The organism is Spirochaetota bacterium (genome assembly GCA_004297825.1).
Taxonomy (GTDB): domain Bacteria; phylum Spirochaetota; class UBA4802; order UBA4802; family UBA5368; genus FW300-bin19.
Map to the genome: position 1 here is coordinate 18,143 of SCSX01000092.1, position 13,941 is coordinate 32,083.

Annotated in this window: 12 protein-coding genes; 9 read left to right on the top strand and 3 right to left on the bottom strand. The window is 57.6% G+C overall.

Features of this window, described 5'->3' with window-relative positions:
• The first annotated feature begins 43 nt into the window (after positions 1-43).
• The 6 genes from EPN93_20645 (at position 44) to EPN93_20670 (ending at position 8,365) form a co-directional block, all read left to right on the top strand.
• Positions 44-799 carry a GntR family transcriptional regulator gene (locus EPN93_20645; protein ID TAL29750.1) on the top strand — a complete coding sequence of 252 codons (756 nt, stop codon included), beginning with the start codon at positions 44-46 and terminating at the stop codon, positions 797-799.
• Positions 800-874: 75 nt separating this feature from the next.
• On the top strand, positions 875-2,545 hold the full coding sequence (locus EPN93_20650; GenBank protein ID TAL29751.1) for an FAD-binding protein: 1,671 nt from the start codon (positions 875-877) through the stop codon (positions 2,543-2,545).
• Positions 2,542-4,155: an FAD-binding protein gene (locus EPN93_20655; GenBank protein TAL29752.1), complete on the top strand. Its 1,614-nt coding sequence runs from the start codon at positions 2,542-2,544 to the stop codon at positions 4,153-4,155. The genes EPN93_20650 and EPN93_20655 overlap by 4 nt, the downstream gene beginning before the upstream one ends.
• 71 nt (positions 4,156-4,226) lie before the next feature.
• A complete protein-coding gene (locus EPN93_20660) occupies positions 4,227-5,459 on the top strand; it encodes an aminotransferase class III-fold pyridoxal phosphate-dependent enzyme (GenBank protein TAL29753.1) in 1,233 nt (410 codons plus the stop codon).
• Between the two features lie 15 nt (positions 5,460-5,474).
• Positions 5,475-7,169: a thiamine pyrophosphate-binding protein gene (locus EPN93_20665; GenBank protein TAL29754.1), complete on the top strand. Its 1,695-nt coding sequence runs from the start codon at positions 5,475-5,477 to the stop codon at positions 7,167-7,169.
• Between the two features lie 14 nt (positions 7,170-7,183).
• Positions 7,184-8,365 carry a DUF819 family protein gene (locus tag EPN93_20670; GenBank protein TAL29755.1) on the top strand — a complete coding sequence of 394 codons (1,182 nt, stop codon included), beginning with the start codon at positions 7,184-7,186 and terminating at the stop codon, positions 8,363-8,365.
• 118 nt (positions 8,366-8,483) lie between these two features.
• Here the strand turns inward: EPN93_20670 and EPN93_20675 are convergent, their stop codons facing one another.
• Positions 8,484-8,963: a hypothetical protein gene (locus EPN93_20675; GenBank protein ID TAL29756.1), complete on the bottom strand. Its 480-nt coding sequence runs from the start codon at positions 8,961-8,963 to the stop codon at positions 8,484-8,486.
• Between the two features lie 361 nt (positions 8,964-9,324).
• On the opposite strand from EPN93_20675, the gene EPN93_20680 reads away from it, so the two are divergent.
• The 3 genes from EPN93_20680 to EPN93_20690 are packed head-to-tail and all read left to right on the top strand — an operon-like array spanning position 9,325 to position 12,238.
• Positions 9,325-9,747, top strand: a complete 423-nt coding sequence (locus tag EPN93_20680; protein ID TAL29757.1) for a CoA-binding protein — start codon at positions 9,325-9,327, stop codon at positions 9,745-9,747.
• Positions 9,748-9,773: 26 nt separating this feature from the next.
• On the top strand, positions 9,774-10,613 hold the full coding sequence (locus EPN93_20685; GenBank protein ID TAL29758.1) for a phosphotransferase: 840 nt from the start codon (positions 9,774-9,776) through the stop codon (positions 10,611-10,613).
• An 11-nt stretch (positions 10,614-10,624) separates the two neighbouring features.
• Positions 10,625-12,238 (top strand): glycerol-3-phosphate dehydrogenase/oxidase, encoded by a 1,614-nt coding sequence (locus EPN93_20690; protein TAL29759.1) that lies wholly within the window; start codon positions 10,625-10,627, stop codon positions 12,236-12,238.
• A gap of 206 nt (positions 12,239-12,444) precedes the next feature.
• Here EPN93_20690 and EPN93_20695 read toward each other — a convergent pair whose 3' ends face one another.
• Positions 12,445-13,242 (bottom strand): hypothetical protein, encoded by a 798-nt coding sequence (locus EPN93_20695; protein TAL29760.1) that lies wholly within the window; start codon positions 13,240-13,242, stop codon positions 12,445-12,447.
• Positions 13,243-13,392: 150 nt separating this feature from the next.
• Entirely contained in the window at positions 13,393-13,830 is a 438-nt protein-coding gene (locus tag EPN93_20700; protein TAL29761.1) for a hypothetical protein, read from the bottom strand.
• Positions 13,831-13,941: the final 111 nt, after the last annotated feature.

Consider the following 13,941-nt stretch of genomic DNA (forward strand, 5'->3'; position numbering starts at 1 on the left):
CTCATATATATGACTTACATTATCGGAGGTTGTGGGGGGATTCATGATGTCGCTATCGGAACAGGAACTTTTACAGGAAATCAATACACCGCTGCCCGCCTACTACCGGCTCCAGGAGGCGCTGCGCAGGAAGATCGAGGACGGACTTTGGAAGCCGGGCGAGGCGATCCCCTCGGAGCGGCTCATCGCGGAGGAATATAGAATCAGCATCGGGACGGTGAAAAAGGCCGTGGGAAACCTCGCGGGGGAAGGATATCTTCACCGCGTGCAGGGAAAGGGCACCTTTGTCGGGGGAAGCACCCTGAAACGGGGGAGCCTGCGGTATTACCGGATGGTCCGGGAATTCAACGACGAGGTGGCGGACCTCGAGGTGAAGCTGCTGGGCATACGCGAGGTGCCGGGCTTCGATCCGGCAAACAGGTACCTGGGAATCCCGGGCTCAGCACGCCTGTTCGAGCTGACCAGGCTCTTTCTCTCGGGGGGAGCGCCGGTCGTCTATTCGATATCATATCTGCCCAAAAAGCTGTTCAAGGACCTCGACCGTATGCCCGCCGGGCGCTTGGAGAAGAGCACTCTTTACGAAACTATTGAGCAAAACTACGGGCTTCCCACCATTAGGAACCACGAACTGTATGGCGCGGCGCCTGCCGATGCCCGGACAGCGGGCCTGTTGAAAATCGCGGAGGGCGAACCCCTTCTCACCATTGAAATGCTTTCATTCACCTATAAGAGCGTACCCTACGAATACCGCCGGAGCTATTGTGTCACCTCCGGGTATAAAATATTCACCGAGATTTAGGAGAGGAACCGTCGCGTCTTCCGGAACAGATCCGGATTGCGCGGACGCGTTTCGGGGTTCCGATGCGGAGATACCATGAATAAAGATTTTCCGGAAATTCGCTGCGACGTACTCATCATCGGCGGGGGGAGCGCGGGCGCCATGGCGGCGATCCGCGCCAAGGAGATGGATCCCTCGCAGGAGGTGGTGATCTTTGAAAAGGGCGACGTCACGTACTCCGGGTGCATCGCGCGCGGAATGGACGCGCTTAATATCGTCGCGGTGCCGGGTATATCGACCCCCGAGCTGTACGTCGAGGCCAGCCGTATGGCATGCGAGGATATCCTGGACGAGCCGCCCAGTTACCGCATGGCGCAGCGCAGCTGGGACATGCTTAAAAAACTGGAAAACTGGAACGTGTGCTTCCCGGTCGACGCAAAGGGACAGTACGAGGTGCTGCAGGTGCACCCGAAGGGACGCTTCTGCGTCACCATGAAGGAGCCGGAACTCAAGACGATACTCGCGCGCCACCTGCGCGACATGAATGTGCGCGTCCTTAACCGCACGATGGCGCTCGAGCTTCTCACGGTGGACGGGCGTGCGGCGGGGGCCGTGGGGATCAACGTGCGCACCGGCGAGATCATCGCCTGCGCCGCGAAATCGGTCATCCTTACCGCGGGCGGGACGGCGCGCTTCGGCCTTCCGAACAACGGCTACCTTTACGGCGTGTACGATTACCCGGGCAACACCGGCGACGGCTATTGCCTGGCCTACCGCGCCGGCGCGGAGCTGAGCGGGTTCGAATACACCCTCATCTATTACATTGTCAAGGACATCAACGCGCCGCTGCTCTACATCACGTTGACCAGGGGCGCGAAGCTTCTCAACGCCTTCGGGTTCGACAAGAGCAGGGAACACCCATCCATAAAGTCCATGCTTGTGGATCACCACCGCGAGGGCAGCGGTCCCATGCGCATACTCATGAGCCACCTGCCCGAGCAGCGCATACGCGAGATCGAAGAAATACTTTTCACCACCGAGCGCCCCGTGCAGGAGCGCTTCTACGAGGGACGCGGCGTGAACTTTCGCACGGGCGAGATCGAGCTCTGGCCCACGGAATGCTTTCTCTGCGGGGGGCATGGGCTCACCGGGGTGCGCGTCGACGAGCACGCGGCAAGCTCGGTGCCGGGACTCTACGCGGCGGGGGACACCTCGCTCGTGGCGCGCGGGCACCTCACCGGCGCCTTCGTGTTCGGCGAGATCGCGGCCGAGAGCGCGACCGAATATGCACAGGGTGTGGAAAAATCCGAATACGACGACGGCCAGGTACGCGAGGCGATAAGGAGCCGCGACGCACGGTTCGACCAGGGGGCGAACCCGGTGCCGGTGGAGGAGTTCGAGTACAAGGTCCGCCGGATCATAAACGATTATATCGTCCCCCCGAAAAACGAATACAAGCTGAACCGCGCGCTGTGGTGGATGGAGCGCTTCCGGCAGGAGCTCGTGGAAATCGTCCAGGTGCGCGACGTCCATGATCTTTTCAAGGTCTACGAGATTGAAAACATCATCCAGTGCGCCGACCTGAGCGCCCATGCGTCCAAGGCGCGCAGGGAAAGCCGATGGGGCATGTGGCACTACCGGACCGATTTTCCCGAACGGAACGATTCGGATTGGGTAAAGCATGTCGTCCTCTCGCGCGGTACGGAGCCGCGCGACGTTAAAATTACATTGAAAGACATCGTCAGACTTCAGGAGGGCGCACGGTGAGCGGGATCAATTTATTGACTGCCCTTTCGGACAATATAGTCGTCGACCGCGACAAATGCGTGGCGTGCGGCATTTGCGTGGAGAAATGCCCGGTTGACAACCTCCGGTTGAAACTGTCGCCGTGCAGGCAGGCGTGCCCCCTGGGGGTCAACGCGCAGGGCTACGTCCGGTTGATCGCGCGCGGTGAAGAGGAAAAAGCGATCGAGCTCGTCCGCGAGACGCTGCCCTTCCCCGGCATACTGGGACGCGTGTGCTCGCAGCCCTGCGAGGCGGGGTGCCATCATGCCGCGATAGGAAGCGAGAGTATCGGAATACGGGCTCTCAAGCGCTACCTGGCGGACCGCTTCCCGGGAACCGCGGCGCCCCTGCCCCGCATGGAGCCTGTGTCCGGCAAAAGGGCCGCGATCATTGGCTCCGGGCCCGCGGGACTCATGGCCGCGTACGAACTGCGTGCGCACGGACACGAAACGGTCGTCTTCGACGCGGAACCCGAACCGGGGGGAATGCTCCGGTGGGCCATTCCCGAATTCCGGCTTCCCGCGAACGTGCTGCGCGATGAGATAGGCCTGCTGGAACGCATGGGCGTGGTCTTTAAATGCGGTACGCGTATCGATACCGACGGAATGGGCTCCCTGCGCCGGGAATTCGGGGCGGTCATACTCGCCGCGGGCTCGGCGGGGCACACACGGCTGGGGATCGAAGGCGAGGACCTGCAGGGCGTGCATCATGCCCTCCCCTTTTTGAAGGCGATTCGTTCGGGCAACCAACCCGCGTTGAACGGGCGGGTCGTCGTTATCGGCGGGGGGAACGCGGCGGTGGACGCGGCGCAATCGGCGCTGCGGCTGGGGGCGGGTTCCGTGACGATCGTTTCACTCGAATCGGAGCGCGAGATGCCCGCGTTCAAATGGGCGATCGCGGGCGCGCGCGGGGAAGGCGTCGGCGTGGTCAATTCTCTGGGACCGGTTCGATTTTTATCAGAACGCGGGATGGTACGCGGCGTGGAGTTCGTGCATTGCGTACGCGTGTACGACGGGGACGGGCGATTCAGCCCCCGGTTTGATTCGTGCCGCGTCGAAACGGTCGAGGCCGAATCGGTCATAATCGCCGCGGGCCAGTCGCCGGACCTGGATTTTTTTGGGAAGATCGGCATCGCCCGCGATGGGAAAATCGTCTTCGATCCGCTGACCATGGGAACCATGGAGAAGGGATTGTTCTGTGCCGGCGACATGGCCGGCGGACCCGGTTCCGTAGTGGAGGCCATGGCGTCGGGACGACGCGCTGCGGAATCGGCGCATCGCTTCCTCTCGGGGGAGCACCTGCGTTACGGGCGCGCGTACCGGGGTCCCGTCGAAACGAAATTCGAGATAGTGACGGAGAACGATGTCGCGCGGGAGCGCGTGAGCATACCCGGGAGAAAATTCACCGGGCGCGGGGATTTCACGGAAATCGAGCAGTGCCTCGACGAAGAGACCGCGCGGAAGGAGGCGCGGCGCTGCATCTCCTGCGGACAGGCCTACGGGAAATACCGCACCTGCTGGTTCTGCCTTCCCTGCGAGATCGAGTGTCCGCACAAGGCGTTGCGGGTCGAGATCCCCTATCTCCTGAGATAGGGAGTGATTAATTATAGGGAAAAGATGCACGGCGGGAAGCAGGGTCAACAAATAGACAAGGAGGACGCCCCATGAAACTCTATTCTTTCGAAAAATCGTACAAGATGTTCGAGGACGCGAAGAGGATGGTGCCTAACGGCATCTACGGGCCCAGGAGCCCGCACTTCCTGACCTTCGGCTCGTACCCGTGCTTTTTTACCCGCGGGAAGGGCTCCCACGTATGGGACGTGGACGGCAACGAGTACATCGACTACATGTGCTCCTTCGGCACCAACGTGCTCGGCATGTGCAACCCCGAGGTGGACGAGGCTGCCATTGAGCAGATGAAGCGCGGCGAGTCCTTCACCCTGCCCACGGACCGGTGGAACGAGCTCGCCGCGGTGCTCGTGAAACAGGTCCGCGGCATGGACTGGACCGCCTTCGGCAAGAACGGGTCCGACGTCACCACCTACGCGACATCGGTCGCGCGCCGGCATACGGGGAGGAAAACGATTATCACGATCAACGGGGCCTACAACGGGGCGCACTTCTGGTGCTCCCACAGCGCCGCCGGCGTTCCGGAGGAGTACCGTGCGCACGTGCATTCGTTCAACTTCAACGATCGCGACGGGCTCTCAAGGCTTATCGGCGAACACAAGGGCGATATCGCCGGCGTCATGCTCACGCCGCATCATCACCCCGCCATGGCGGACCAGGTGCTGCCGGACCCGGAATTCTACCGCGGCCTGGAGGCGCTCTGCAGAAAGGAAGGCATCGTCATCATCATGGACGACATTCGCTGCGGGTTCCGGCTCCACGAAAACGGCTCGCACTGCTACTACGGGTGCGACCCGGACATCGTCTGCTTCGGGAAGGCCATGGCGAACGGCTATCCCATCTCCGCCATCACCGGCAAGGCCGCCTTCAAGGCGGCGGCCGAGGCCGTGTACTTCACCGGAACGCATTTTTTCGCCGCGGTCCCCATGGCGGCCTCGATCGCGACTATCGACATCATCAACCGCGACGGCGTCATTAAAAAGCTCTTAGATACCGGCGTGAAGCTCAGGGACGGAATGCTCGCCCAGGCGAAGGCCGCGGGTATGGCCGTTCACTATACCGGGCACCCGGTGATGCCCTTCATGCGGTTCGAAAACGACGCGGATTTTTCCGTGAACCGGCTGTTCTGCGGCGAGGCGGCCAGGCGCGGCGTGTTCCTGCACCCGCATCACAACTGGTTCGTGTGCCTGGGACACTCGCAGGCGGACATCGACAGGACCCTCGAGGTGGCGGCGGAGTGTTTCAAAATCGTGAAAGAGAAAAAATGAGGCGGGAGGAGCATCATGATGCAATCGCTTAACAACGCCGTGGTGGAGACGCTCATCGAATGCGGGGTGGACCATGTGTTCGGGGTTCCCGGGGGCGGCGCGCTGTTCCTGTACGACGCGCTGTACCAGCACCGGGACAGGATCACGAGCGTGCTCGCGCGGCACGAGGGCGCGGCGGCGTGCATGGCCGATATGCACGGAAGGCTCACGGGGAAACCGGCGGCCGTGATCGCGCAGGGGGCGTGGGCCGCCTCCAACGCCGCGTTCGGAATCCTGGAGGCGTACCTGGGCGGCTCTCCCCTGATCGTCATCACCGATACCAGCGATTATAGCGGGCTGACCCTGCACGGGCCGTGGCAGAACGGGACCGGCGAGTACGGATCGTTCAACCTGCCGAACATCATGCGCTCGATGACCAAGTACACCAGCTTCGCCAACAGCCCCGACGAGGTGCTGCACGGAATCCGCCTCGCGGTGAAACACTCCATGACGGGGCGCCCGGGTCCGGTGTGCGTCTGCGCGCGCATGAACCTGTTCGCCGCGCAGGTCGATACGGACACGGTGAATCCGCGGCTGTATCCCGCTGCGGGCCACCTGAACACACCGCTGCCATGCGTCGATACGGAGTCCGCCCGGAGCATCGCCGACCTGCTCATCCGGGCAAAGGAGCCGGTCATCATCGCCGGCGCCGGCATTCACCGCTCCCGGGCGTACGACGAGCTCCGCGAACTCGCGGAACTCCTGGGCATTCCCGTGGCGACGAGCTTCATGGGTAAAAGCGCCATCGCCGAAACGCACGACCTCGCCCTTGGCACGATGGGCGGCATCGGGCAGAGAATCGCGAATGAAAAGATAATGGGGGCCGATACTCTCTTCGCCGTGGGAACGGGGCTCTCCCCCGAAAACACGCGGATGCTTTCACCGGATTTTATCAATCCCTCGCGACAGAAAATAATCCAGATGGATATCGAGCCGCTCAACGTGGGATGGACGTACCCCGTCGAGATCGGCGCGGTCTCGGACGCCGGGACGGGGCTCAGGAAAATCATCGAGGCCGTATCCGCCCGCAAGCCCGTGATCGATGTCCGGTCCCGCATCGAGGCGCTTAAAGCCCGCAAGGCCGAAACGGGCTTTTTCTCCTGCGCGGAATTTTCATCAGATGAAAGCCCCGTCGCGCCCGAGCGGATCGTGTGCGCATTGAACGACGCGATGGACGGCGACGCGATGCTCTGCCTGGACGCGGGGAACAACCGGCAGTGGTTCGCCCGGCACTTCATGTCAAAAAAGGCGGGCCAGGTGTTCGCCCCCGGCGGGGCCGGCGGCGTGGGATGGGGGCCCCCCGCGGCCCTCGCGGCCCAGCTCATGCGCAGGGACGCGAAGGTCGTCTGCGTATGCGGCGACGCCGGCATGATGATGATGCTCCACTGCCTGGAGACGGCGATGCAGTACACGCTGCCGGTCACCTACGTGGTGCTCAACAACGCCGCGCTGGGAAACATCCGGGATTTCCAGGCGCCGGACCGCCGCTACTGCACCGAGTACCCGGCCCCGGATTTCGAATCGTACGCCCGCGCCGCGGGGTGCGGGGCATACAAGGTGGACAGGCCCGGCGACCTGGGGGATGCGCTAAAAACGGCGCTCGGCAGCGACGTGCCCTCCGTCGTGGAGGTTATCACCAAGTGCGAACCGCACTTCAAGCTCATGGTGTGAAAAGGAGAATTACCATGACGGCAACAATCCTGTTGATCGCTGTTTTTCTCGTGTCTCCCACATTGATCATTTATCTTTGCAAAAAAATCCCCATCCTGGACAAGCTCGGGGCGGGGATCCTCTGTTACGGCCTGGGGATGCTCATCGGCAATATCGGTGTGCTGCCGGCGTCCGCCAATTCCGTGCAGATGAACTTCATGACCGTCACCATTCCCGTCGCGCTGTCGCTCATGCTTTTCTCGCTGGACGTCCGGCGCTGGAGGTTCCTTGCCGGAAAAGCCCTCCTGTCCTGCTTCCTGATGATCCTGGCGGCACTCATCGCGACGTTCATAGGCTACATGATCTACCGTGACACGATCGAGGACGCCTGGAAGGTCGCGGGCATGCTCGTGGGCATCCCCGTGGGAACGAGCGCGAACCTCAACGCGATCGGGCTCGCCCTGAAGGCGCCCGAGCACCTTCTCGTCCTTACCAATACCGCTGACATGATCATGTGCACGCCCTATTTCATCCTCATGCTGACCTTCGCCCAGCGCCTGCTGAACCTGGTGCTGCGCCCGTTCTGCCCCCCGGCGCAGGACGGCGCTTCCGCGCTGTGCGTCGAGGACCAGGTGAAGGACTTCGACGATTACTCGGGCATCTTCAAACCGGCGACGCTCAAATCGCTGGCCGTGGCTTCGCTCATTTCCGGCGTCATCTTCTGCATCGCCGGGCTTGCCTACACGCTGGCCCCGAAGGATTTCAATATGGCGGCGCTCATTATCAGCATCACCACCCTGGGCATAATCGCCTCGTTCGTGCCCTACATCCATAATCTGAAAATGACCTTCCAGTTCGGCCAGTACATCATGTTCGTCTTCTGTCTCGTCGTCGGGTCCCTGTCCAACCTCGAGGCGATAGTGAGCGCTATGCCGTCGGTCATCATTTTCACGGGAATCGTCGTATACGGCTGCCTGGTCCTGCATATCATCTTTGCGTTCATATTCCGCATCGACGCGGACACCGTCATCATTACCAACGTCGCGGGAATCTTCTCGGCCCCGTTCGTGCCCGTGATCGCGAGCGTGCTCAAGAACAAGGACGTGATCCTCTCGGGCATCATCACCGGGATAATAGGCCTGGCCCTGGGCAATTATCTGGGGATCGCGTTTGCGTATTTTCTGAAGAACCTTTCTTTTTTGGGAATGAAGCCATGAGCACGGCTTCATTCCAGGTGTAACTGTCGAAGCGGGAAGTTGCCAGTGTGCTAATTAACATGAGACAAAAAGGGCATAGCGTAGCTCCAGTGGCGCAGTGCGTGGATGTTATTAATGCCTAAACGCCGCCGATGCGGCGGTGGATTTTTGTGTTTCCGCTCATCTTTCCGGGGTTTCCGGGGTCTCCCCAATAGGTTTCCCAGACACAAACACCGTTTTGTACTCTTTTACCCAGCGCGTAATGGTCGATAGGCACATAGTTATGGCTCTTCCCTCCATCCGCCAGCAACTCATCCAGGTAGCGCTCCGTCGCGATCGCCACGAAATAGGAGACCGAAAGCTTCCCGAACTTCCGGAAATCAGTAACCAACTCGTTCTCTTCCTCTTTATAAGTAATCGTAAAGGGGTGCCAGAGATTCAGCATTTCCCTCGGTTGGTATTTCACCAGGGTAAATCCCCCTGGATAGCGCCTGAAATCGCGCCGAATGCGGGAAAGAAGCAGAATCACGATTTCGCGCCGGGGTTTCCCCAGCTGGTCGGCGGCACGGCTAATCTTATCGAAGATGGATATCCTCATGTTTATGGTAGTGCGCAGCATTCCGTATCCTCCCTGGGGGACGCGTGTATCTGCGCCGCCCAAAACTAATACGGTTGAGGGGCGAAAAACCGTTCCGGATTCCGGAAAAAATCCCATAATTTCATTCATCTCGAATCAGAAAAAAACTTGATTAAATTACACTGTTAATATAACAGTGCAATTATAACCTTTACCGGAGAGAATCAAATGCACTCGGTTCCCTTCACATGAGTAGAAATCATCGCCAGGCCTTTATTGCTTCATCCGGGACGGATTTCGAACCTCGTGCATACGCTGGATCTCTGCAGGCCGGCGGTATCGACCCCCCGACGTATTCAGATGCTCAATTCCAAATAGCCTCATCATTTAACAGGAGGACACCATGCTCAAATTCACCCGAGGCTTCTTCGACAAGGAAATACTTTTCGTGGGTTTCACCGAGAAATACCGGTACTTCTGCACGCAGGTTTACAACACCCTGACAAAAAAGGGTTTCCAGGTATATGCCTTGACCGGCGAACCGAAGGATAAATTTTCCGTGCCCGTCTATGCCACCATCGATGCATTGCCCGTCATGCCCAGGAGCGCGTACCTCATCACCGACAAAGACGAGACCGCCCGGCAGGTGGATATACTGCACGGCAGGGGCGTAAAGAAGATCCTCTTCAACAGCAAAAACGTCGCGGACCAGGCCATTTTGAACCGGTGCCGCGACCTGGGAATAGAAACCGCGGTCGCCTGCCCCCTCATGCTCTATGGCGGGGGCCTCCACCGGCTGCACGGTTTTTTCGCCGGCGTGAAATAGCCTGTAAAACGCGGAAGGGAGGAATCATGAAAAACAGCGTAAAAAAGCTTACCATAGCCGCGCTCGGCGCGCCCATAGCCATAGGCCGCTCCGCGGAGATCTTCGCCTGGAAGGAGGGGCTCGTGCTGAAGCTCTTCTTCAAGGAGATTCCGGGGGCCGATATCGCCACCGAGTTTAAAAACACGCAAGAGGCCAACGCGCTGGGCGGGTGCCCTATGATCTGCCACGAGAAGGTCTCCGTCGAGGGGCGTACCGGCATCGTCCTCGACCGTATCGATGGCATCTCGCTTACGAAGACACCGGACAAAAACCCGCTGCTCTTTTTCAGCGTCTCGAAGTCACTGGCGGAGCTGCACGCGGGTCTCCACGGGCGGAAGACGAAGAAGCTCAGGGACATCCGGGAGATCGCCCTTGATATGCTCGATACGAAGCCCCTGGCGTTCCTGTCGAGGGACGAGCGCCGGAAGGTGAAGGGCATTATCAACGCCCTCCCCGATGGATCATCCCTCCTCCACATGGACTTCCACCCGGAGAACGTCATCGTGCGCGGCGGCGAAAAAATCATCATCGACTGGATGACCGCTGCCAGGGGAAACCCGGCCGCCGACGTCGCCTATTCGAACTTCCTGATGCGCGACGCGGAGCTCTTTCCCGGGACGTCCCGACTGAAGCTGATCTTCTACGGGATCGTGCGCACCTATATCCTCAGGGGCTACCTGAAGCATTACATGAGGCTCACCGGAATGACCATGCAAGAGGTCGACCGCTGGCGGCTTCCCATCATCATGATGCGGCTTGGGTTCTGGGACATCGCGAGCGAGAAGGACGCCCTCGTGCGCGAAATTAAAGAGATCATCGGACGATAGGGGGCATGGTCATGAAAACCCTTTCACTGGCAAGGTTCACCGAGGACTACGACGGAAGGCACTTCGACCTGCTCATAATCGGCGGCGGGATCACCGGCGCCGCACTGGCCTACGAGGCATCGAGCCGCGGGCTTGCGACGGCGCTGGTGGAAAAGGACGATTTCGGCGGCGCGACGTCGGCGGCGACGGGCAAGCTCATCCACGGCGGGCTCCGGTACCTGCAGCAGTTCGAGATCGGCCTGGTGCGCGAGTCCCTGCGCGAGCGGCGCATACTCTCGAACATCGCGCCCAACCTGGTGTACCCGTTCCCCATCGTGCTGCCGAAACCGGGCCTGCTGGTCCGGGCCGGTCTCCTTTTCTACGACATCCTCTCCCTGGACCGCCGGTGGACCTGGGACAGGAGCAAGCGCATTCCGGGCCATCGAATGCTCTCCGCGGACGAGGCCCGCGGCGCCATCCCGGGGGGCGATACCGACAGGGCCCTTCTCTACTATGATTGCCTCTGCCTGAGCCCCGAGCGCCTGACGCTGTACTTCATCAAGTCCGCCGCGGCCCACGGCGCCCTGGTCGCCAACTATGTCGAGTCCGAGAATCTCATCATCGAGGGAAACCGCGTGCGCGGAGCCGTTGTGCGCGATCGCATCACCGGCAACACTATGAAGATCACCGCATCGGTCACGGTGAACGCCACGGGTCCCTGGACCCAGGCCCTCCTGAACCGCACGGAGCGCACGCGGACGCCCCTTCCGAAAAAACGCTCGGAGGGCATTTACCTGGTCACGAAAAAGATCACCGACAAAATGGTGCTTTACGTGGGCGCGCACGGGCACTACAGCTTCGCCCCCTGGCGCGGCCACAGCCTTATCGGACCCACGGAGAAGTCGTATTACGGGCCCGTTGACGAGTGGAAGGTCACCCGGGAGAGCATCGACGAATTCCTCGATGTCATCAACCGTACGGCGGCGCTGCCGGTGAAACTCGCGAGGAAGGACGTGCTCTACGCCTACGGAGGCCTGCGCCCCCTGGTGGAGACCCAGGCCGAGGACACCTATACCGCGTCCCGGCGCTCGGACCTCTACGATCACGCGAAGGACGGCGTGGAGGGACTCATCACCGCGGCCGGGGGCAAGTACACGACGAGCCGCGAATTCGCTGCGCAGATATTCAGGCACGTGGCGAAAAAAGCCGGCAGGCCCGCCGGGCGCCCCGTCTCGCACGCGCGCTTCCTCTACGGATGCTCACTACCGGACATCGAGGGCTTCGTGGCGGACGCCGCGAAGAAGCACGCCGATTTCGGGGCGAACACGGTGGAATACCTGGTGCGCCATTACGGCACCGAGTACGAGGCGGTACTCGCCATCGCCCGCACGTCGAAGGACCTGGCCCGTCCGCTCAACGACGACGGCGAGATCCCGGCCCAGGCCCTCTTCGCGCTGCGCCACGAGTCCGCCCGTTCCCTGTCCGATATTTTCTTACGCAGGACGGGCCTGGGCACATTGGGAAACCCCGGCGAAAAGACGATCGCCGCGATAAGCCGGCTCGCCGTGCGCGAGCTTGGATGGTCCAAGAAAATAACCGCGCAGGAGACGGCAGCCCTGAAGCGCCTGATCGATGTTCCGAAATAGGCGGCGCCCAAGGACCGAAAATCAATAGTACACACTATTAATTGTTAACCGGGCAAGTTTCAAGACATCCTTCACGGGGACTGGTCCCGCGGGAGAGACCTGTCAGGGAATTGCGCTTTGCATAGTGGACGTCTTTTCAAAACAACTTTTCCGGAAGGAAGGTGGAATTCCCTTCATAATAGTTTCAATACTCATAGGGCAGGCTTTCACTTCCTCATTACATACCTTTCTAATTCAGCGAGATCGCCTTCACGAAAAGGAGGGAATTTATTCGTGTATTCCAACGGAACCCAAATCAATCCAGGCACAATACTTGACACCTTGTTCATCCTTGGTTTAGCATCACTTTCACGCGCCCAAAAAATAACTTTATTATTATAAATTAAAGCTTGCCCATCCATGGCTCCACTCATTACCCCAAGACTAGCCATAACATTACAATTTTTATATAAGTAATCCAGTGAATACAATTGCTTAAAGACGCAATCTTCTTTATAAAAATCATTTTCATAAAATTTATCGATTGATTTTACACCATCTATTTTTTCACCTATAGTAATAGGGCATAAATTATTTTCATTGCACCATTTCAACAATGAGATGATTCCATCATCATTTGTGTTTCGATGACTGCAATACGTCTTTTTTCGTATCCATATCAGAATTTTTTTATCGGTAGAAAGTAAATCTGTAAACTTCGATTCAACTACAGATTCCCATTTACCATCTTTCGCCTTTTCGTTTATTTTATCGGTTATTTTTTTCATAGCGCCTGTATGGTAGTGTGAAAATATTATCTGCGCGGTTTCGCCTAAGTGGCTTTTCTCTGTTTTCCCAGGGGAACTGGTGTCGATTTCTATCCCAATTCCCTTAAGAAAATGCTTTCCCATTTCACAATTATCAACATAAACTGAAAATTCGATTCCAGCCAGCTTGGCTAGAATCCCCGCAACGGCCAAATGATAAAATTCACCAAATTCGTCATTGCCACATATAAATTTCATATAATATCTTGATATTCCATCGGTTTATTTTTAATCCCAACATTTCATATACAACATTTCATTGCATGTAATCATTTTTTATAAAGCAACGATGAAAGGAAGAATACTCAAAGGAACACTATCTGATGAATTATGATTTATTGCTCCTATTCATCCATTGCCATTATAAATTTTCATTATAATCATTGTAACATAAGCAATTCCTTCTGGCTCTGAATATAATCGATTGTTATTGATATCAACTACTTTTTCTAATTCAATTTCTTTCCTTTGTGTATCATATCTAAAACTAAATAATAAACATAGCGTTTGATTATAAAACAGTTTCGGATCAGCATAAGTAATATTTACCAAGCAACTGCAATTGTTTTCTATTCCAGAAGATTCCCAACGATAATTACCTTTCGAGATTTTATTAAATACTGTATTATAATTTGTTTCTGGAAAATTATCAAAATGAGATTGTTTTGCAATTTCAATAACTTTTTGAATTTCTTTTTCTTTGTTGTAATCTATAATTAAAAACGGAATACAAGATTGAATAAAGAATAAAAATATAAAGGCCGAGAAGACAATAGATTTTTTCATTATACTCCTCCACATTACGATAGTTAAACCATTTATTCACATATATAACAATCACCACAAAAAACAAGGACAAAACGCGTATTGTTCTACGCTGCAAAATCCTTCACCCCC

Coding starts and splice junctions, on each gene's coding strand:
- EPN93_20645 (TAL29750.1), top strand. CDS start 44: ATGATGTCGCTATCGGAACAGGAACTTTTACAGGAAATCAATACACCG.
- EPN93_20650 (TAL29751.1), top strand. CDS start 875: ATGAATAAAGATTTTCCGGAAATTCGCTGCGACGTACTCATCATCGGC.
- EPN93_20660 (TAL29753.1), top strand. CDS start 4,227: ATGAAACTCTATTCTTTCGAAAAATCGTACAAGATGTTCGAGGACGCG.
- EPN93_20665 (TAL29754.1), top strand. CDS start 5,475: ATGATGCAATCGCTTAACAACGCCGTGGTGGAGACGCTCATCGAATGC.
- EPN93_20670 (TAL29755.1), top strand. CDS start 7,184: ATGACGGCAACAATCCTGTTGATCGCTGTTTTTCTCGTGTCTCCCACA.
- EPN93_20675 (TAL29756.1), bottom strand. CDS start 8,963: ATGCTGCGCACTACCATAAACATGAGGATATCCATCTTCGATAAGATT.
- EPN93_20680 (TAL29757.1), top strand. CDS start 9,325: ATGCTCAAATTCACCCGAGGCTTCTTCGACAAGGAAATACTTTTCGTG.
- EPN93_20685 (TAL29758.1), top strand. CDS start 9,774: ATGAAAAACAGCGTAAAAAAGCTTACCATAGCCGCGCTCGGCGCGCCC.
- EPN93_20690 (TAL29759.1), top strand. CDS start 10,625: ATGAAAACCCTTTCACTGGCAAGGTTCACCGAGGACTACGACGGAAGG.
- EPN93_20695 (TAL29760.1), bottom strand. CDS start 13,242: ATGAAATTTATATGTGGCAATGACGAATTTGGTGAATTTTATCATTTG.
- EPN93_20700 (TAL29761.1), bottom strand. CDS start 13,830: ATGAAAAAATCTATTGTCTTCTCGGCCTTTATATTTTTATTCTTTATT.